20 protein-coding genes and 2 tRNA genes are annotated in these 17,738 nt (G+C 61.9%); 6 read left to right on the top strand and 16 right to left on the bottom strand.

The genetic code is table 11. The features are described 5' to 3' along the window. Nucleotides 1-56 precede the first annotated feature (56 nt). The 7 genes from pheS to ASR47_RS18405 all read right to left on the bottom strand — a co-directional run bounded on the left by pheS (nt 57) and on the right by ASR47_RS18405 (nt 4,935). Nucleotides 57-1,073, bottom strand: coding sequence for a phenylalanine--tRNA ligase subunit alpha (gene pheS / locus ASR47_RS18380; protein WP_065309218.1), 1,017 nt, complete (start codon nt 1,071-1,073; stop codon nt 57-59). 144 nt (nt 1,074-1,217) lie between these two features. Continuing rightward, a complete protein-coding gene (gene rplT / locus ASR47_RS18385; RefSeq protein WP_010399214.1) occupies nt 1,218-1,577 on the bottom strand; it encodes a 50S ribosomal protein L20 in 360 nt (119 codons plus the stop codon). Nucleotides 1,578-1,603: 26 nt separating this feature from the next. Further along, nucleotides 1,604-1,801, bottom strand: a complete 198-nt coding sequence (rpmI, locus tag ASR47_RS26605; RefSeq protein ID WP_038493025.1) for a 50S ribosomal protein L35 — start codon at nt 1,799-1,801, stop codon at nt 1,604-1,606. 227 nt (nt 1,802-2,028) lie between these two features. After that, the gene (gene infC, locus ASR47_RS18390; RefSeq protein ID WP_254926743.1) at nt 2,029-2,574 is read right to left on the bottom strand and encodes a translation initiation factor IF-3; all 546 of its coding nucleotides are present in this window, start codon (nt 2,572-2,574) and stop codon (nt 2,029-2,031) included. A gap of 27 nt (nt 2,575-2,601) precedes the next feature. Beyond that, nucleotides 2,602-4,509 (bottom strand): threonine--tRNA ligase, encoded by a 1,908-nt coding sequence (thrS, locus tag ASR47_RS18395; protein ID WP_065309288.1) that lies wholly within the window; start codon nt 4,507-4,509, stop codon nt 2,602-2,604. Nucleotides 4,510-4,719: 210 nt separating this feature from the next. Then, nucleotides 4,720-4,796 (bottom strand) — tRNA-Val (locus tag ASR47_RS18400). Between the two features lie 62 nt (nt 4,797-4,858). Then, nucleotides 4,859-4,935, bottom strand: a tRNA-Val gene (locus tag ASR47_RS18405). A gap of 134 nt (nt 4,936-5,069) precedes the next feature. Between ASR47_RS18405 and ASR47_RS18410 the strand changes: the two genes are divergently transcribed. Further along, complete coding sequence (locus ASR47_RS18410; RefSeq protein WP_065309220.1) at nt 5,070-5,552, top strand: hypothetical protein; 483 nt, start codon at nt 5,070-5,072, stop codon at nt 5,550-5,552. Here the strand turns inward: ASR47_RS18410 and ASR47_RS18415 are convergent. Continuing rightward, the gene (locus tag ASR47_RS18415) at nt 5,549-6,658 is read right to left on the bottom strand and encodes an acyltransferase family protein (protein WP_065309221.1); all 1,110 of its coding nucleotides are present in this window, start codon (nt 6,656-6,658) and stop codon (nt 5,549-5,551) included. The genes ASR47_RS18410 and ASR47_RS18415 overlap by 4 nt on opposite strands. A 125-nt stretch (nt 6,659-6,783) precedes the next feature. Here ASR47_RS18415 and ASR47_RS18420 point away from each other — a divergent pair, with 125 nt between their 5' ends. After that, nucleotides 6,784-7,743: a M14 family metallopeptidase gene (locus ASR47_RS18420; protein ID WP_065309222.1), complete on the top strand. Its 960-nt coding sequence runs from the start codon at nt 6,784-6,786 to the stop codon at nt 7,741-7,743. Between the two features lie 27 nt (nt 7,744-7,770). On the opposite strand, the gene ASR47_RS18425 is transcribed toward ASR47_RS18420, so the two are convergent. Together ASR47_RS18425 and sugE are read right to left on the bottom strand one after the other, a co-directional pair. Beyond that, nucleotides 7,771-8,598: a sulfotransferase family protein gene (locus ASR47_RS18425; protein WP_082989024.1), complete on the bottom strand. Its 828-nt coding sequence runs from the start codon at nt 8,596-8,598 to the stop codon at nt 7,771-7,773. 130 nt (nt 8,599-8,728) lie between these two features. Continuing rightward, entirely contained in the window at nt 8,729-9,049 is a 321-nt protein-coding gene (sugE, locus tag ASR47_RS18430; RefSeq protein ID WP_065309224.1) for a quaternary ammonium compound efflux SMR transporter SugE, read from the bottom strand. 217 nt (nt 9,050-9,266) lie between these two features. Between sugE and ASR47_RS18435 the strand changes: the two genes are divergently transcribed. The 4 genes from ASR47_RS18435 to ASR47_RS18450 all read left to right on the top strand — a co-directional run bounded on the left by ASR47_RS18435 (nt 9,267) and on the right by ASR47_RS18450 (nt 12,516). Beyond that, nucleotides 9,267-9,626 (top strand): DUF1304 domain-containing protein, encoded by a 360-nt coding sequence (locus ASR47_RS18435; protein WP_065309225.1) that lies wholly within the window; start codon nt 9,267-9,269, stop codon nt 9,624-9,626. A 208-nt stretch (nt 9,627-9,834) separates the two neighbouring features. Further along, the gene (locus tag ASR47_RS18440) at nt 9,835-11,007 is read left to right on the top strand and encodes a helix-turn-helix transcriptional regulator (RefSeq protein ID WP_065309226.1); all 1,173 of its coding nucleotides are present in this window, start codon (nt 9,835-9,837) and stop codon (nt 11,005-11,007) included. A 98-nt stretch (nt 11,008-11,105) separates the two neighbouring features. Beyond that, the gene (locus ASR47_RS18445; protein ID WP_065309227.1) at nt 11,106-11,402 is read left to right on the top strand and encodes an ArsR/SmtB family transcription factor; all 297 of its coding nucleotides are present in this window, start codon (nt 11,106-11,108) and stop codon (nt 11,400-11,402) included. A gap of 58 nt (nt 11,403-11,460) precedes the next feature. Next, entirely contained in the window at nt 11,461-12,516 is a 1,056-nt protein-coding gene (locus ASR47_RS18450; protein ID WP_065309228.1) for an alkene reductase, read from the top strand. 36 nt (nt 12,517-12,552) lie between these two features. Here the strand turns inward: ASR47_RS18450 and ASR47_RS18455 are convergent, their stop codons facing one another. The 6 genes from ASR47_RS18455 to ASR47_RS27995 form a co-directional block, all read right to left on the bottom strand. After that, on the bottom strand, nt 12,553-12,786 hold the full coding sequence (locus ASR47_RS18455; RefSeq protein WP_150127868.1) for a hypothetical protein: 234 nt from the start codon (nt 12,784-12,786) through the stop codon (nt 12,553-12,555). 11 nt (nt 12,787-12,797) lie between these two features. Beyond that, on the bottom strand, nt 12,798-14,168 hold the full coding sequence (locus ASR47_RS18460) for an acetate kinase (protein ID WP_065309230.1): 1,371 nt from the start codon (nt 14,166-14,168) through the stop codon (nt 12,798-12,800). Nucleotides 14,169-14,240: 72 nt separating this feature from the next. After that, nucleotides 14,241-14,744 (bottom strand): hypothetical protein, encoded by a 504-nt coding sequence (locus ASR47_RS18465; RefSeq protein ID WP_245714400.1) that lies wholly within the window; start codon nt 14,742-14,744, stop codon nt 14,241-14,243. Between the two features lie 39 nt (nt 14,745-14,783). Next, complete coding sequence (locus tag ASR47_RS18470) at nt 14,784-15,521, bottom strand: C39 family peptidase (protein WP_065309232.1); 738 nt, start codon at nt 15,519-15,521, stop codon at nt 14,784-14,786. Between the two features lie 2 nt (nt 15,522-15,523). Then, on the bottom strand, nt 15,524-15,952 hold the full coding sequence (locus ASR47_RS18475) for a hypothetical protein (protein WP_065309233.1): 429 nt from the start codon (nt 15,950-15,952) through the stop codon (nt 15,524-15,526). A 68-nt stretch (nt 15,953-16,020) separates the two neighbouring features. Further along, nucleotides 16,021-17,598, bottom strand: coding sequence for a hypothetical protein (locus ASR47_RS27995; RefSeq protein WP_065309234.1), 1,578 nt, complete (start codon nt 17,596-17,598; stop codon nt 16,021-16,023). Between the last annotated feature and the right edge of the window lie 140 nt (nt 17,599-17,738).

The following is a 17,738-nucleotide window of genomic DNA, read 5'->3' on the forward strand; positions in this document are numbered from 1 at the left end:
GCTCACGGCGCGAGCGCAAGCGGCGCTCAAGCGCCATGAATCATACGGAACAACGCTTAATTGAATTGCTTCAGGAAACGCAGGTCGCCTTCATAGAACAGGCGCAGGTCATTGATGCCATAACGCAGCATCGTCAGGCGTTCCAGGCCGGAGCCGAAAGCAAAGCCGATGAATTTTTCAGGGTCCAGGCCGAAGTTTTTCACCACGCTCGGATGCACCTGGCCGGCGCCCGACACTTCCAGCCAGCGGCCTTTCAAGGGGCCCGAACCGAAAGCGATGTCGATCTCGGCCGACGGTTCCGTAAACGGGAAATACGAGGGACGGAAACGCACTTGCAGGTCGTCGGTCTCGAAGAAGGCCTTGACGAAATTCAGGTACACGCCCTTCAAGTCGGCAAAGCTGATGTCTTCGGCGATCCACAGGCCTTCGACCTGGTGGAACATCGGCGAATGGGTGGCGTCGCTGTCGACGCGGTAGGTGCGGCCCGGCGCGATGACCTTGATCGGCGGCGTATGCGTGCGCGCATAGCGCACCTGCATCGGGCTGGTGTGCGTGCGCAGCAGCAGCGGCTTGCCGTCGGTATCGTTGCCGTCGATATAAAACGTGTCCTGCATGGAACGGGCTGGGTGGTTTTCCGGGCTGTTGAGCGCCGTGAAATTGGTCCAGTCATTTTCGATTTCGGGGCCGTCGGCCACGTCGAAACCGATCGAGCGGAAGATTTCCTCGACCCGCTCCCAGCTGCGCATCACGGGATGGATGCCGCCCGGCATGCGGCCACGGCCTGGCATGGTGACGTCGATCGCTTCGGCGTTCAGGCGGCCTTGCATCTGCGCATCGGCCAGTGCGTCACGGCGCGCCGTCAGCGCGTCTTCGATCCGCACCTTCACAGCATTGATCAGGGCGCCTTGCGCCTTGCGCGCGTCCGGGTCCAGCTTGCCCAGACCCTTCATCATTTCGGTAATCTGGCCAGTCTTGCCCAGGTAGCGGGCCTTGGCGTTTTCAAGTGCGGCAGCGTCTGCGGCGGCGATAAAGTCAGCCTGGGCCGAGACGACGAGTTCTTCTAGGGAGTTCATGCGGCTTTTCCTGTTTTGGAAATCTATCCTGGATTTGGTAATTCAGAACCCAACAATCAAAAACGGAAACGGGGCATAGAGTTTTCACCCCTGCCCCGCTCTTTATAACGCCACCCTGCGGATGACGTTGTGCAATGACCGTGCTTACGCAGCGATTTTTGCTTTGACTGCGTTGACAATCGCAGCGAATGCTGGCTTGTCCATCACAGCCATATCGGCCAGGACTTTACGGTCCAGTTCGATATTTGCTTTTTTCAGACCGTTCATGAATACGCTGTACGTCACGCCATGCTCACGGGAAGCGGCGTTGATACGGGCGATCCACAGGCGGCGGAAAACGCGCTTCTTGTTGCGGCGATCGCGGTAAGCGTATTGGCCAGCGCGCATGACTGCTTGCTTGGCAACACGGTATACACGGCTGCGGCGACCACGGTAGCCTTTAGCTTGAACAAGAATCTTCTTATGACGGGCACGAGCTGTAACCCCACGTTTTACTCTAGGCATAGTAACTCCTTAAATTGAGTGTGAGATTAAGCAGTCGGCATCATGCGCATGACGGACGTGACATCCGATGCGTTGATGTTACGGGTACCGCGCAACTGACGTTTGTTTTTGGTGGTTTTCTTGGTCAGGATGTGGCGTTTGAACGCGTGACCCGACTTGACTGTTCCACCTGGACGCACGCGAAAACGTTTTTTCGCGGAGCTTTTGGTCTTCATTTTAGGCATAGCAATCTGTCCTCTTACGGACAGCTCCATTTATAACAGGATTGCAGGTGGCAACACGACGCTGCGCTTAGATGCCTGCTTTCACATGTTGTGCAGCGGATGCGAGTCCACTACAGTTTGAGCGGCCCGGACATCGCTGGCCGGGCCGCTCAACATACTGCCTGGGTTCGGGTCTGGCGCCAAGCCTGGCGCATCGGCATCGAACCACAGAAAAACGCTATTGTATCTTACTTTTTCTTCTTCGGCGAAAGGACCATGATCATCTGGCGCCCTTCCATCTTCGGAAACTGCTCAACCTGGCCGAACGGCTCCAGATCGGCCTTCAGACGCTCCAGCATGCGGAAGCCAATATCCTGGTGCGCCATCTCGCGGCCACGAAAACGCAAGGTGATCTTGGTCTTGTCGCCGTCTTCAAGGAACTTGATGAGATTACGCAACTTGATATTGTAGTCACCATCATCGGTCCCCGGACGGAATTTGACTTCCTTCACGAGGATGATCTTTTGCTTCAATTTCGCTTCGTGAGCCTTTTTCTGCTCCGAATACTTAAATTTGCCGTAGTCCATCAAACGGCACACCGGTGGCTGCGCGGTAGGCGCAATTTCCACCAGGTCGACGTTTGCCTCTTCCGCCAGGCGGAAGGCTTCAGCCAAACTTACGATACCGAGTGGCTCGTTATCGACCCCGCTTAAACGCATTTCAGGGGCAGTGATTTCGCCATTGATGCGATGTGACTTGTCAGTAGCTATTGTAATTTCCTTTAAAAATCTGATAAGACGGTCGTGCAGCGAGTTTCCTCGTCAGGCCTTGGTGTCGACTTCATGTTTGAGTCGCTCTATCAGGGCATCGACAGACATTACGCCCAGATCGACATTACCCCGCGCCCGCACGGCCACTGTATTGGCATCCCGCTCTTTGTCGCCCACCACGAGGATGTAAGGCAATTTTTGTACGGAATGTTCACGTATTTTATAGGTAATCTTCTCGTTACGCAAATCAGCCTGTACGCGGATGCCGGCCTTGCGTAGTTTTGTGGCCACTTCCTGCACATAATCGGCCTGTGCATCGGAGATGTTCAGCACCGACACCTGCATCGGCGCCAGCCACAATGGCATCGCACCGGCATAGTGTTCGATCAGGATGCCGATGAAACGTTCCAGCGAGCCGACGATCGCGCGGTGCAGCATGATCGGCACCTGGCGCGTATTGTCGATCGCCACATATTCGGCGCCCAGGCGGCCCGGCATCGACGGGTCGATCTGCACCGTGCCGACCTGCCATGCGCGACCCAGACTGTCCTTCAGATGGTATTCGATCTTCGGACCGTAAAACGCACCCTCGCCCGGCAACTCGGTCCATTCCACGCCACAGGCGCGCAGGGCCGAACGCAGCGATTCTTCCGCCTTGTCCCACGATTCCTCGGTGCCGATGCGGCTGTCCGGACGCAAGGCCAGCTTGACGTCGATATTGGTAAAGCCGAACGCCGTGTAGACATCCATCGCCTGCTGGTGGAAGGCCGTCACTTCGCCGGCGATCTGCTCTTCGGTACAGAAGATATGGCCATCATCCTGGGTAAAGCCGCGCACGCGCATCATGCCATGCAAGGCGCCCGACGGCTCATTGCGGTGGCACTGGCCGAACTCGCCGTAGCGCAGTGGCAGGTCGCGGTAGCTGCGCATGCTGTTGTTGTAGATCTGCACATGACCTGGGCAGTTCATCGGTTTCAGCGCATACGAGCGGTTTTCCGACTCGGTGATGAACATGTTTTCGCGGTAGTTGTCCCAGTGGCCGGTTTTCTCCCACAGGCCACGGTCGAGAATCTGCGGCGCCTTGACTTCCTGATAGCCGTTGACCTGGTAGACATTGCGCATGTATTGCTCGACCTGCTGCCAGATCGACCAGCCTTTCGGATGCCAGAAGATCAGGCCCGGCGCTTCTTCCTGGAAGTGGAAGAAATCGAGCTGCTTGCCCAGCTTGCGGTGATCGCGCTTTTCCGCCTCTTCCAGGTTGTGCAGATACAGCTCCTGGTCTTCCTTTTTCGCCCAGGCCGTGCCGTACACGCGCTGCAGCATCTCGTTTTTCGAGTCGCCGCGCCAGTAGGCGCCGGCCAGCTTCATCAGCTTGAACACTTTCAGCTTGCCCGTCGACGGCACGTGCGGGCCGCGGCACAGATCGGTGAACGCGCCTTCCGAATACAGCGACACTTCCTGGTCGGCGGGAATCGCGGCGATCAGTTCGGCCTTGTAGGCTTCGCCAATGCTGGCAAAGTAGGCGATCGCCTCATCGCGCGTGACGACCTTGCGCGTGACGCGCTCGTCCTTCTTGGCCAGCTCGGCCATTTTCTTTTCGATCGCCACCAGGTCTTCCGGCGTGAACGGACGCTTGTAGGCGAAGTCATAGTAAAAGCCGTTGTCGATCACCGGACCGATGGTGACTTGCGCGTCCGGGAACAATTCCTTGACGGCGTGCGCCAGCAAGTGGGCCGTCGAATGGCGGATCACATCCAGGCCATCGGCATCCTTGTCGGTGATGATGGCCAGCTCGGCGTCCTGCTCGATCAGGAAGGAAGTATCGACCAGCTTGCCGTCGACCTTGCCGGCCAACGCAGCCTTGGCCAGACCCGTACCAATATTGGCCGCAACCTGGGCCACGGTGACCGGGCCGTCAAATTGACGGGCGGAACCATCGGGAAGTCGGATTGTAAGCATATTGATCTCCATGTCGGCGCTGGCGCCAGGTAAAACTGCGGTAAGTGATTAAAAATACTGAAAGGAAAACGCAGACGCAAAAAAACGCGGACTAGCCGCGTTTTTCACTTTTTCAAGACAAAGCAAATCCGATCGACTAGCGTCACTCCCAAAGCTTGGTAGTAGTTCGCGGTGTCATAACCGGTTGACCCTTTCTTGATTACTGCATTCTGGTGGGCGGTGAGGAATTCGAATCCCCGACCCCTTGGATGTCGACCAAGTATTCTAACCAGCTGAACTAACCGCCCGTAAAACTTTTTTATCGATTACTGCATCAGCAACCGTCTTTGAAACTATTTACTGCAAATTCTGGTGGGCGGTGAGGAATTCGAATCCCCGACCCCTTGGATGTCGACCAAGTATTCTAACCAGCTGAACTAACCGCCCCGAAGACCAGCATTATAGAGAGGCTTTTCGAGAATGACAAGGGCTGTTTTACAGGAAACTTTAACATTTCCCGGGCGTCAGCCGTTTTGACCAGCGCCATGCCGATCACGCGCCAATACCGTTAAAATCGCCGCATGAACTCCACCTTATCATCGACCTTGTTAACCTGGCTCAAAACCCTGAGCCGCATTTGCGGTTTTGAAACGGCCGACTCCTTTCCGCCCGGCCACCCGTACGCGCGCACGCACTGGGATGCGGCCTATTTCGATATCGCATCGGACGTCAAGCCCGACGAGATCGAACGGCGCCTGTGCGCGGCGATCAGCAACACGCCGAGCGTGTTTGCCTACATTACCAATCCGACGCCGCGCATGCAGCGCGCGCTGCTCAACATGATCCACGACCGGCTGCGCCGCCAGCCCGGCGCGGGCGCCACCGACCTGGTGCTGCTGCTGATTCACGCCTACGACAGCCCGCATATCATGGAAGCGGTACCGGGCCTGCGCGCGCTGATCCATGCAACGCGCGACGAAGCGACCAATCCGAGGGTGCACGCGATCCTGGAACTGCTGCTCGGCACGCCGCGCGGCATCGATGTGATCGATATGCCTGCTTAAGCGTGGTTGCTGGCAACGTAGCGCGCACGCAAGCGCATGAACGGCGTTTCCACCAGTTGATATAGCAGCCAGCCGGCGCCGATGCTGGCCAAGATCATCACCGCCACCGCCGGCAAGCTGTCCGGCGCATAGCCCTGGCGCTGCAAGATGGGACTGAGCAAGATGCACAGCTGCTTGTGCAGCAAGTAAATCGCATACGACCACAAGGCGAGGCTGGCCGCGCCCGGCACGCGCCATTGATATAGCGCACTACCCGGACTCATGGCCGCCAGCAGCAGCAGGCTGAAGCTCGCCGCCAGCGCCGGGTAGCCGAGCACGGTCACCCAGTAATCATAGTGATGATGAAAAAACAGCGTCAGCATCACGGCCGCACCCGCCAGGCCGGCCGCCAGCGTGCGGTTGCCGCAGGAGGTGATGCGGCGCCAGGTGGCCGGATGATAGTTTTTCAATAGCGCCAGCGCCACGCCCGCCACCAGCTCGTCGAAGCGGCACCACGACGCATAATAGATATATTTGTAGTAGCCCATGCCACCGCGCGGCACTTGCACATATTCATCCCATATATAGGCACGCACCAGCATGCCGGCCGCGAAGCTGGCGGCCACCGCGATCCACGCCCACAGCAGGGATTTGCGGCAGGCGGCGATCACCAGCGCCACGGCCGGCAGCAGCACATAGAATTGCTCTTCCACGCACAGCGACCAGGCATGCGAGAAGGCCGTGCCCGGCGTCAGGTTGATATTCTGCGTAAAGGTAAGAAATTTCCACAAAGGCAGTAGCGCATAGTCGCCCTGGAAGGCCGGCCACAAATAATACAGCGCCAGCACAAAGTAGAAGTTAGGCAAGGTACGCAGAAAGCGTCGCGCATAGAAATGCGGCAGCGAAAAGCCCTGGCTGCTGCGCAGCGCTGAAAAGATCTGGTTGCCGATCAGGTAGCCGCTCAAGGCAAAAAACAGGTCGACGCCGGTCCAGCCTACCTGCCCCCAGAAACCGAACACCCCGGTGCTGACGAACAGCTCGTAATGATTGGCAAAGACCAGCACGATGGCCAGCGCGCGCAAGGTGTCGAGACCATATAAACGGGGAGCAAAACCTGAACGTGACATAAGCGAGGGGATAAAAAGAAACAATGGCGCCGATCATGCCACGCAGCGTGCCGGCCTGGCCAGATTTTTACGGGCTTGCGCGGCGAATGCCGCTAGAATATGGCGACCCGTTTTTTCACCATAGGATGACCATGAGCAGCGCACTCCACTTCAGATCCATCAACTATACGGGCCAGGGCAGCGGCCCGCGCCTGATCGTGACCGGCGCCGTGCACGGCAATGAAACCTGCGGCACCAAGGGCATACAGCGCGTGATGGCGGAAATCGACAGCGGAGCGCTGGCCATCCTGGCCGGCAGCGTGACTTTTGTGCCGATCACCAATCCGCTGGCCTACGCCAAGGGCGTGCGCAGCGGCGACCGCAACCTGAACCGCAACCTGTTCCCCAACGACAAGCCGCAAGACTTCGAAGACCGCATCGCCAATTGGCTGTGCCCGCTGCTGGGCCAGCACGACGTGCTGCTGGACCTGCATTCATTTAATGCCGACAGCCAGCCCTTCGTGATGGTCGGTCCGCGCAACAACGACGGGCCGCTGCAGCCGTTCCAACATGAAGAGAAGGAACGCGCGCTGGCGCGCCGCCTGGGCGTGCGCCGCTTTGTCGATGGCTGGCTGCAAACCTATGGCGCCGGCGTGCAGCGCCGCCTGGCCGGCAGCGACCAGGTCGGCCTGGTGTTGCGCTACGGTGTGGGCACCACCGAATACATGCGCTCGACAGGCGGCTATGCGCTGACCCTGGAATGCGGCCAGCATGCCGACCCGGGCGCGCCCGATGTCGCCTACCGCGCCATCATCAATACTTTGGCGTTCCTCGGCTTTATCGACGCGCCGCAGCCGGCGCCGATAGACGACGCCGACATGGAAGCGCTGAACATGGTGGTGGTGCACGACAAGCTCGACGCCAACGACCGCTTCATCAGGACCTGGTCCAGCTTTGACACCGTCAAGCAAGGCGAACAGATCGGCGTGCGCGCGGACGGTACGCCGGTAACGGCCGAGTTCGATGCCTACATCCTGTTCCCGGATGTCAACGCGGCAGCCAATGCCGAGTGGTACTACCTGGCGCGCGTCAGCCCGAGCTTCTGATACGACACGCAAGGCACTGCAGGCTCCTCAGGCAGGAGCCTGCTTCGGATAATACAGCTCGTAGTACCAGGCATACGATTGTTCGATCTGCTGCTGGATGCGGGGCGGGATGACATGGCGTTTCGGCTTGACGATGCTGCGCGCCTGCACGTGCGTGTATTTCATCCGGTAATGGCTGTCGCTTTCGCGCACCCCCACCGCCAGGTTGGCGGGATCGATCTCGAACGGTGCCAGCCCCAGCCAGGCATACAGGTGCGACATGCACGCCACCGGCTGCTCGAGCAGGTCTTCGAAGCGCACGAAATACAGCCGCTGCTGCACTGCCAGCGGCAGGTCGATCACGGCATGGATGGACGTCAGCGGCGCGCCGATGGTGCGGTCCTTGGCAAACAGCATGTCGGCGCGGCCCAGGCGGTCGAAATCGGCCAGGTGGTCGATAAAATCGAGCAGGATGGTACGCTGGTGCTGCGCCTCGATCGAACCGTAGATCTGTCCCAGCTCGCGCACGCAGACCACCAGCCTGGCTTCCGGCGCCAGTGTGAGCAGCAGTTCGACCGCCTGCAGCCAGCCACGGTTCTTGTCAACCACGGCCTGCTTGCCGCAGTCCTGGTACCAGCCGCGCAAATAGCCGCGCATCGCCGATTCCAGGTGACCGTAACTCGAGGCGAATGACTGGTCCAGCTGCGACAGGAAAAACTGGTCATCGCTGACCATGCGCCGCATGCCGTGCAAGGTGTTGCACAACGGGGAACTGCTTCCTTCGCAATACAGATCGGGATGTTGCGCCAGCAACTGGCAGACCAGGGTGGAGCCGGCGCGCGGCAAGCCGGCCACGCCGATAAAATCAGGCACCATGAGATTCATCTCCAGGTATTAATGCAGGCTCAATGCCCGACGGACGTTGAAAACAGATTGATCACCAGCAGGTTTTGCTTGAACCAGAACCAGCCGTAGGCGGAGATCGATACAGGCGTTCTGGCAGGGCTTAATGGGAGCTGAGCAGTTTCAGGCCGAGGATGCCGCAGACGATCAGCGCGATGCAGGCGATGCGCGCCGCACCGGCCGGCTCGCCCAGCACCATCATGCCGAAGATGGCGGTGCCAACGGTGCCGATGCCGGTCCAGACTGCATATGCCGTGCCCAGCGGCAAGGTGCGCAAGGCCAGGCCCAGCATCAGTATGCTGCCCAGCATGGCGGCCAGGGTCAGCGCGGACGGCAGCCAGCGGGTAAAGCCGGCGCTGTATTTCAAGCCGATGGCCCAGGCCACTTCCAGCAAGCCGGCCAGTACCAGGATAAACCAGGACATAGTGTACTCCTGAAGGCGGCGGGGTCGTCCCCGCCATCAGCCCCATCATCACGCGGGGTCGTCCCCACCGGAGCAAAAAAAGTGCCGGAAGTATAGCATCGGTGCGAGAAATTCCCCAACGCCGCACCCAGTTGGTAGTGTTGTTCCAAGTAAAAATATTCCCCTTTGCCGCTACTTGCCCGATAATCAATTCTTTCATACAGACTCCGGAGTAATCATGTTGATGCTGGCCCAGATCCTTACCGCCCTGATCCTGCTGCTGCACGTGTATATCGTGCTGCTCGAAACCGTGCTGTTCGACCGCCGCGGGCGCAAGGTGTTTGGCCTCAGCAAGGAAAAAGCCGAGATCGTGCGCGCCGGCATGTCCAACCAGGGCTGCTACAACGGCTTTCTGGTCGCCGCGCTGGCCGTCGGCTTCCTGCACCCCGACACCGCGATTGCCCACGCGTTTACCATCTATGGCCTGGCCTGCATCGCGGTCGCCGGCATATGGGGCGCGGCCACCGTCAAGAAGAGCATCCTCTACCTGCAGACCGTACCGGCCGTGGCCGCCCTGCTGCTGTTCCACTTCGCCTGACGCAATCGGGCACGCGCATACCGCATTTGGGTGATGTCTCAAAAGAACATGTCCGATACACTAGCCCCGTAGCACCGAGACCACCATGCCCATGCCATGGTGGCGACAAATGACGACAGGGGAAGCAAGACCAGTCGAACAGACTGGCTGAAACAAAGCTGAACCAGTCGTGGGCAAGACGCCAGCGGCTTGCCTGAACGGATATACCATGACACCATCGCTGCACCAGGCCAGCCAGACGCTGACGACACTGATCTATGAAGCGGCTACGCGCTACACTGGCTGGCAAGATTTCCTGACAGCATTTTCCGTTCACATGGGCTCGCATGCAGGCATGATCTGGGCGCATGACTTCAACAATCAATCCGTCGATATCCATCTGCCCGGTTCGGGCCTGGCGGCCACCTGGGGCTTCACACCGCAAGCCATGGCAAGCTTTGCCAGCTATTACGGCACGCGCAATGTGTGGCTGGAAAATCCGGCCCTGCACCGTGAAGGGGCGATTGTCACGGGCTCCATGCTGTTTCCTGACTACCACCTGAAAAAGACCGAATACTGGACTGACTGGCTGCGCCCGCAAAATATCTTCTATACGGCGGCGGCGATTGTCGAACTGCGCGCCGAGCGTTCGACCAACATTACCGTGGTGCGCGCCGAAAAAGCGGGCAACTACAGCGCCGGCGAATTGGCGCTGGCCAGGACCTTGATGCCGCACCTGCAAACGGCGTTTGCCCTGCAACGCAAGCTTCGCCGCCTGGAAGTGCTGTCGCAAAGCTCCACCGAGGTCCTGGAGATGCTGCCTTTTGGCGTGCTGCTGCTCGACGCTTCCTCATTGCTGCTGTATGCCAACGAACGGGCGCTGGCGATGGCGTCTGCGACACGCCTGCTGCAGTTGCGTGAAGGCGCTCCCCTGTACTGTCCGCGTGAAGCGGACAATGGTGCGCTGCGCCGCACCTTGCACCAGGCCGCACAGACCGGCACCGCGGCAGATGGCGGACCGGGCGGCGTACTGACCTTGCAGGGACTGACAGGTGAACGGTTGCGCCTGCGGGTGACGCCCATGCCATCGTGGCACGCGCCGTTTGGCTCGGCCAGCGCGATTGCCGTGTTCATAAATGACGGCAACAACCTGACCACCTCACTGCTCGATACCTTGCGCCACTTCTATGGCATGACCGTGGCCGAAGCACGCCTGACGGAGGCGCTGGTCAACGGCTACTCGCTGCAGGAATATGCCACGCGCCAGGAGATCTCCATCCATACGGCACGCACGCAGATCAAGACCGCCACCGCCAAGGCAGGCGCCCAGCGACAGGTGGACCTGGTACGCATCGTGCTGACCGGCCCGGCCGTGCTGCAGCGCATGGCTCGCCGGGGCTAAGCCGACGCCGGGCGGGCATGCGCAAGACGATGGCAAGCACGACTTTCACTTATATCGTAATATGGCGATATTGAAATCCGGACAATCCGATAGACACCATGGATATAGACGCCATCCACAAGGCGCTGGCCAACCCCGTGCGGCGGCAGATACTGCAATGGCTGAAGCAGCCGGAACAGCATTTCGCCGAGCAATCGCTGCCGCTGGAGCTCGGTGTTTGCGCCGGCCTGATCGACCGCCAGCTTGGCCTGTCGCAATCGACGGTGTCGGCGCACCTGGCCACCTTGCACAAGGCCGGCCTGGTATCGACCACCAAGGTCGGACAATGGAGTTTTTTCAAGCGCGATGAAGCGACCATCCAGGCGTTTCTTGCGTATATGCAGCAAGGTTTGTAAGCACGATCCATCACACGATAACAGCCGCCCTGCGGCGATCCTACAGAAAGCATACGATATGAGCACCTTGTTTGATCCCATCACCATTGGCAGCCTGCAACTGAAAAACCGCGTCATCATGGCGCCGCTGACGCGTTCGCGCGCCAACAACCCAGGCCGCGTGCCCAACGAACTGATGGCCGAATACTATGTGCAGCGCGCCTCTGCCGGCCTGATCATTTCCGAAGCGACCGCCGTCACGCCACAGGGCGTGGGCTACGCCGACACGCCGGGCATCTGGTCCGATGAGCAGGTGGCAGGCTGGAAAAAAATCACCGATGACGTGCACGCGGCCGGCGGCAAGATCGTGCTGCAACTGTGGCATGTGGGCCGCATCTCCGCTCCGCTGTTCCTGGACGGCGACCTGCCCGTGGCGCCGAGCGCCATCAAGCCGGCAGGCCATGTCAGCCTGGTGCGCCCGGTGCAGGAATACGTAACGCCACGCGCGCTGGATACCGAAGAAATCCCCGGCATCGTTGCCGCCTACCGCAAAGGCGCCGAAAACGCCAAGCAAGCCGGCTTTGACGGCGTGGAAGTGCACGGCGCCAACGGCTACCTGCTCGACCAGTTCCTGCAAGACAGCACCAACCAGCGCAGCGACAACTATGGCGGATCGATCGAAAACCGCGCCCGCCTGATGCTGGAAGTGACCGACGCCTGCATCGACGTGTGGGGCGCCGACAAGGTCGGCATGCACCTGGCGCCACGCCGCGATTCGCACGACGTGGGCGACTCCACGCCGCGCGAGACCTTCGGCTACGTGGCGCGCGAACTGGGCAAGCGCGGCATCGCCTTTATCTGCGCGCGCGAAGCCCTCGGTGACGACCGCCTCGGTCCTTACCTGAAAGAACAGTTCGGCGGCGTGTACATCGCCAACGAAAAAATGGACAAGGCGGCCGCCCAGGCGCTGCTGGACAAGGGCGAGGCCGACGCGGTGGCCTTCGGCCTGTGGTTCATCGCCAATCCGGACCTGCCGATCCGCCTGCGCACCGATGCAGCGCTGAACGAGCTCAATCCGGCCACCATCTATGCACCAGGCAACACCGGCTATACCGACTATCCGGCCCTGGCCTGATAGCTGCCACGATGTAAAGACGCCGCCGTCACTGTTTCAGCAGCGTGGCGGCGTACGCGACGGCGGCGATTGCCGCCGCGCCGCCGAGCTGCTGAGGATGCGGTAAATGACTTCCGTCGGCACATGGTGCTCTTTCAGGTAGGCCGTGGCAACCGTCCTGCCCAGCACCTTGTGAAATTCCACGCCCTGCTCCACCAGTTGCGCCGTCGCCGTATCGTTGCGGCTGTTGCCTTCAACGACATCGTCCTTGCTTGATGTGCTATGCATCATGCCTCCCATGCTTAAAATGTCATCGGCAGCCTGACCGACAGCGATACGTCGGGCGTATCACGCGTCAGGCCGGCGCCGACCGAAATATTCAGGGTCCGGTCCCTGGCCAGACGGTACGAATAGCCCATCAGCAAGGTACCGAGTTGCGTGCGCACGGCGCCGGGCACGACCGTGCCGTTCTGGCGCGTGCGGCCGATGGTGCTGTGGTCATAGCCCAGGCTCAGCGAACCTTTTTCATTGAGCGCCAGGCCAATGCCGAAATTTACGCCAAAAATCTTTCCCGGTTCGACAGTGCCCAGCGGCTCGCGCAGGCCATCGCGCAGCAGCCGGCTCACATCGTGGCGCTTGAAGCTGTGCAGATAGCTGATACTGCCGAAGAACACGGCCGGGTCGGACGGGAACAGCCAGGTCAGGCTGGGCTGCAAGGAGTAAAACCCTGAGCCCGTCGGCAAGTCCAGCGGCAGCCCGGTGCCGGTGGCGTTTTCGCCCACGCAGCGGCGCACGCAATCGGTCACCACGCTGAACGGATCGCGGCCGGTGCGCGACTTGAAGCGCAGGCCCGCCACGTAATACGATTTGTCGGCGCCGCCGTCGTTGAGCTGGTAGCGCGCCGCCAGTTCCACGTCGCCCAGGCGCTTGCCGCTGGTGTCGAACACGCGCTCGACGGCGGTTCCTGTGAACAACTCTCGGCTGACGGTGGCGTCCGAACGATAGACATACGGGATGCGCGCCTCGACCTCGAAGCGGTTGGTGATGCCGGTGCGGCCGGTCAGCGCCGCCGTAAAGGTATTGCGCTTGACTTCGCGCACGTCGATCAAGCCGATCAGCAGGGCCGGAATGATGGTGTAGCCGACCAGGGCCACGCGGTTGCTCGATGAATAGCCGAACTGCGCGGACGGTTCGAGCACGAATTTGCCCCTCGGCGTAAGCACGCCGGGCTGCTCGAAAATCGGCGCGACCTCCGGCGGACGGCTGTCGCGACCCGGTGGACGGCCCACCACCACCGGCCCCGGTGTCGACGGCGGCACGGTTGGCGCGCTGGCCGCTGCAGGTGCCGCCACTGGCGCGCCACTGTCGGGCGCAGCTTGCTGGAGTGGCCCTTCCTGCAAGCCCAGGCCGCGCTGTTCGCCCAGCCAGTCGTTGCTCATGGGCGCACCTCCTTGCAAGACATCGATGCGGCGCTGCTGCGCCTGCAAGGTGCCGCGCAGCATGTCGAGCAGGCGGCGCTGCTCGGCCAGTTGCGCTTTCATGTCTGCCAGCCGTGCCGCCAGCGCCTCCTGGCTGGGGACAGGGACTGTGGCGTCCTGCCCGTGCGCCGCGGCGCTCAGCAGCAAGGCAGATGCGCCGGCCGCGCCCAAACGCAATAAATGAAGATACCGCATCGTTACTCCTGTAGGTGAGCCGGACGGAAAGCCCGGCGTGGGTGGTTGCTGCAGCGTTTCGACGTGAATTCCTCAGCGTGGTCCGGCGACGGTACCGAGCGCCGTTTGCAAGGTCTCTTGAAAATTGGCGATCTTCAACAGTTCAAGGCTGTTGACGCTGGTGTTGATGACGGTCTGGCTGCGCAAGACCTGGTCGTTCAGGCTGTTCTGGATCACGGTGCCGGCCATGGCCTGGTCCAGTGCCCCGGGCGCAAACAAATTGCCGGCGCCGTTCTGCACCACACTCATCGCCGTCAGGGCCGCGCGCGCCTGCCGTGCCTCGTCGACGCCCAGGCGCGCAACATCGGCGATCGTAAACGAGGTGCTGGCCATGACTTCGCCATTGATGCTCACCATGCGTTCGATGCCGAGCGACAGGTTCAGGCCGCCCGCGATCTCGAAGCCGCCACGCGCCTGCTCCAGGGTCGCGTCATCGACCGCCTGCCAGCCGTCACCGGGCAAGGCCGACGCCATGGCCGGGCCGAAGGCCAGACAGCAGAGCGCTGCCGCAACAGCCATCCGATAGTGCTTGTGCATACATCCTCCAATGCGGTGACGCCAGTGCTGGCTGCACCGCTAGAAATTTCCTGCCTCATGCTTGGGCATGGTGAGCAGATCGAGGCCACCGCGGCTGATCGCCTGCTCCAGCGGCGCCGCCGGCGCCACGCGCCAGTCCTCGGCATCGTTGAAACGGGCAGGCCGCAACACCGCCGCTGCCGCCAGTGCCTGGCCGGGACCGGCGACGCGCCCATGGATGACGAACAGCAGCCGGCCCTGCCAGATTGCGTCGAAACTGGCGCGCGGCATGGCGCGCGTGCCGCCGGCCGGATCACCGATCAGGACCCGGCTGGCACTGAGTCCCTTGACCACCACGAAATGCCGGTAGCCTTTTTCGGCCACCAGCACGATGGCGGGAAAGCGTGCTTCAGCCAGCTTCTCCAACGGTAGTTGAAATCCATTGGCCAGGAAGCCGCGTGCCGCAAGAAAGCGTTTGATGTCGAGCAAAGAAAAGCCTTCGCGGCGGATCTTCTGCTGATCGCCATGCAGGTACATTTGCTCGAAAACAAAACGTTCCGTGACACGGTCGTCGTAATGGTGGGTCAGCAAGGTGGCGACAGCGGCCGAACCACAGCTGAAATCGTATTGCTGGTGCAAGGTACGTGCGAAGCGCGCTTCGCGGATGCTGGCCAACGGCACCTCGAAACGCGCACCACCGAGCAGCCCGATATCGGCGCCGCCGGCAGTGGCGCAGGCAAGCAGGCCCGGCACGGCCAGCCACCGCAAGCGACACCGGCAAAATGGAAAGATGGCCATGGCTAGCGCATCTGCAGATTGATGATGGTGGCGTTCTGTATCAGCACATTCGCGCCGGAGTTCTGGATCACGATCGGAATGCCCGATGCATTCGCAAATGCGCCGCCGTCAATGCTGTTGGCGCCCGTATTGACATAGGTGGCCGAATTTCCCGTGACATAGCCGTTCAGGTTGGCCTCGTTATTGACGGCGGCGGCGCCGCCGCGCGCCTCTTCCAGCACCGCCTCGTCCGTGCCGGCCCCCAGGGCAATGGCTCCGCCCAGTTCGACGACCAGCACCGGCAGCAATGCCAGCGAGGCCGCCGGTGCAAAGGCGATATCCGCCGCCGGCTCCCCGACATCGGCCACGGCGGCGCGGCCGGGCGCGGCCAGCGCACTGGCCGACAGGCAGGCCAGGCCGGCACAACAGACTGAATTGAAGAAAAATCGCATGCTGATCCCCTGTATGGTTAGGCGTAAAACGCCGCCGCAGCCAGGCCGCGACGGCGCTTGCTGGCGGCTTATTGACCCACGGCCAGGTTGGCCTGCACCGTCACGCTTTGCTGGATCAGCGAGGAAATACCGCTGTTCTGGCTGATCACCAGCAGGCCGGCCGCCGATTGCGCGGTACCGCTCATGGTGTTGGACATGTCGAAGGTGCCCGCATCGACATTGGCCATGCCGCCGGCGCCACCGGTACCGCCCGCACCGGCGCCACCAGTGCCCGCGCCCGCCGTATTGGTGCCGCCATCGCCGCCCATGCCAGCCGTGTTGGTGCCGCCAGCGCCGCCGGCGCCGCCATCACCGGCCGTCGCACTGCCATTGGTGGCCGAGCCGCTGGTGGCGCTGCCGCCAGTGGCCGTACCGCCAGCGGCGCCGGCGCCAGCCGTGTTTTGCGACGAACCCGTGCCACCACCGGCGCCACCGGCCTCGCCGGCCGCGCCGTTGCCACCGGTACTGGTGCCAGCCGCGCCCGCACCACCCGCGCCGGCCGTGCCGCCGGTCGCGGCCGCGCCTGCGCCACCCGAGCTGGTCAATGCCGCACCGGCACCCGCCGTGCCTGAGGTGCCCGCGCCGCCAGCGGCGCCAGCGCCGGCGGTATCGGTGCCGCCCGCGCCTGCCGTGCCGGCGCCGCCGGCAGCGGCCGTGGCGGTGCCGCCATTGGAGCCGGCGCCGCCGGACGAGGTTCCGCCGCCGCCATTCGCATTGGCCTGGCCGCCATTGGTGGCGCCATTGCTGGCACTGCCACCGGCGCCGCCCGTGCCACCGCCACCGCCCGCGGCACCGGAACTGGCGCCGCCGTTGCCGCCGCTGGCGCCATAGCCCTGGCCGCTATTGCCGCCATTGCCGCCGGAGACATAACCGCTATCGCCGCCGCGTCCGCCAGTGGCAGCGCCGACCGCACCGCCCAGGCCGCCCGCGCCGCCACCGACCATACCGCCAGCCGCACCGGCGCCACCGGCGCCGCCAGCGCCACCGGCCCCGGCAGGGCCACTGCTGGCGCCCCGGGCATAGCCGCCAGCGCCGCCGGCGCCACCGTTGCTGGCGCCTACCGATGCGTCGCCCACGCTGGCGCTGCCATTGGTGGCCGTGCCGCCGATGGCGCCCGAGGCCCCTGCGGCACCCCTCGCCATGCCGCCCGCGCCACCGGTGCCGTATGCCGTGCCGCCCTGTCCGGTGGCGCCGAGACCGCCGTTGCCGGTGCCGCCATTGACCGAGCCATTATTGGTGGCGTAGTTGCCAATGGCGCTGACAGTGTTGCCCGACACGGAGCCGTCCAGCGTGCTGGACGCGGTAGCGGTCGAGGTGTTGAAGGCGTTCATGAAACTGGCGCTGCTGGTCGCGCCATTGTTGGCCGCCGAAGCGCCCATGGCGTTGGCCGCCGCCTCGCCGGTGCTGTTGTTCTGGGCCGAGTTGTCTTGCGTTGCCGACGAATTGTCGTAAGCCGCAGGCCCTGCGCCCGACTGGCTCGACGAACTGTTCGCCGTCTGCGTGTTATAGCCAAAGGTATCGTTGGCAACGGTCGAGCCTTTTTCTTGTGCATGGGCGTTGAAGCCGAAAGCGAGCGCTATCGCTGCCGCGAGGAGAGTTTTTTTCATTGCAGTTCCCTGTCTAGAAGTTGATCAGAATGCCGGCGCCGGACTATCACGGTCAGGCTCAGGGTGCTAATGCAAGCTTGGTGCCAAGGTCATGACTTAATGACAAGCCTTTGATTTGCAATGATATTTTTTGGTCATAG

It is taken from the genome of Janthinobacterium psychrotolerans, from assembly GCF_001677885.1.
In the GTDB taxonomy this organism is placed as follows: Bacteria; Pseudomonadota; Gammaproteobacteria; order Burkholderiales; family Burkholderiaceae_D; genus Janthinobacterium; species Janthinobacterium psychrotolerans.

Bases quoted from the DNA above. Each gene is read 5' to 3' on its own strand.
- pheS (WP_065309218.1), bottom strand. From the start codon at position 1,073: ATGAACTCCCTAGAAGAACTCGTCGTCTCGGCCCAGGCTGACTTTATC.
- rplT (WP_010399214.1), bottom strand. From the start codon at position 1,577: ATGCCTAGAGTAAAACGTGGGGTTACAGCTCGTGCCCGTCATAAGAAG.
- rpmI (WP_038493025.1), bottom strand. From the start codon at position 1,801: ATGCCTAAAATGAAGACCAAAAGCTCCGCGAAAAAACGTTTTCGCGTG.
- thrS (WP_065309288.1), bottom strand. From the start codon at position 4,509: ATGCTTACAATCCGACTTCCCGATGGTTCCGCCCGTCAATTTGACGGC.
- ASR47_RS18410 (WP_065309220.1), top strand. From the start codon at position 5,070: ATGAACTCCACCTTATCATCGACCTTGTTAACCTGGCTCAAAACCCTG.
- ASR47_RS18415 (WP_065309221.1), bottom strand. From the start codon at position 6,658: ATGTCACGTTCAGGTTTTGCTCCCCGTTTATATGGTCTCGACACCTTG.
- ASR47_RS18420 (WP_065309222.1), top strand. From the start codon at position 6,784: ATGACCATGAGCAGCGCACTCCACTTCAGATCCATCAACTATACGGGC.
- ASR47_RS18425 (WP_082989024.1), bottom strand. From the start codon at position 8,598: ATGGTGCCTGATTTTATCGGCGTGGCCGGCTTGCCGCGCGCCGGCTCC.
- sugE (WP_065309224.1), bottom strand. From the start codon at position 9,049: ATGTCCTGGTTTATCCTGGTACTGGCCGGCTTGCTGGAAGTGGCCTGG.
- ASR47_RS18435 (WP_065309225.1), top strand. From the start codon at position 9,267: ATGTTGATGCTGGCCCAGATCCTTACCGCCCTGATCCTGCTGCTGCAC.
- ASR47_RS18440 (WP_065309226.1), top strand. From the start codon at position 9,835: ATGACACCATCGCTGCACCAGGCCAGCCAGACGCTGACGACACTGATC.
- ASR47_RS18445 (WP_065309227.1), top strand. From the start codon at position 11,106: ATGGATATAGACGCCATCCACAAGGCGCTGGCCAACCCCGTGCGGCGG.
- ASR47_RS18450 (WP_065309228.1), top strand. From the start codon at position 11,461: ATGAGCACCTTGTTTGATCCCATCACCATTGGCAGCCTGCAACTGAAA.
- ASR47_RS18455 (WP_150127868.1), bottom strand. From the start codon at position 12,786: ATGATGCATAGCACATCAAGCAAGGACGATGTCGTTGAAGGCAACAGC.
- ASR47_RS18460 (WP_065309230.1), bottom strand. From the start codon at position 14,168: ATGCGGTATCTTCATTTATTGCGTTTGGGCGCGGCCGGCGCATCTGCC.
- ASR47_RS18465 (WP_245714400.1), bottom strand. From the start codon at position 14,744: ATGCACAAGCACTATCGGATGGCTGTTGCGGCAGCGCTCTGCTGTCTG.
- ASR47_RS18470 (WP_065309232.1), bottom strand. From the start codon at position 15,521: ATGGCCATCTTTCCATTTTGCCGGTGTCGCTTGCGGTGGCTGGCCGTG.
- ASR47_RS18475 (WP_065309233.1), bottom strand. From the start codon at position 15,952: ATGCGATTTTTCTTCAATTCAGTCTGTTGTGCCGGCCTGGCCTGCCTG.
- ASR47_RS27995 (WP_065309234.1), bottom strand. From the start codon at position 17,598: ATGAAAAAAACTCTCCTCGCGGCAGCGATAGCGCTCGCTTTCGGCTTC.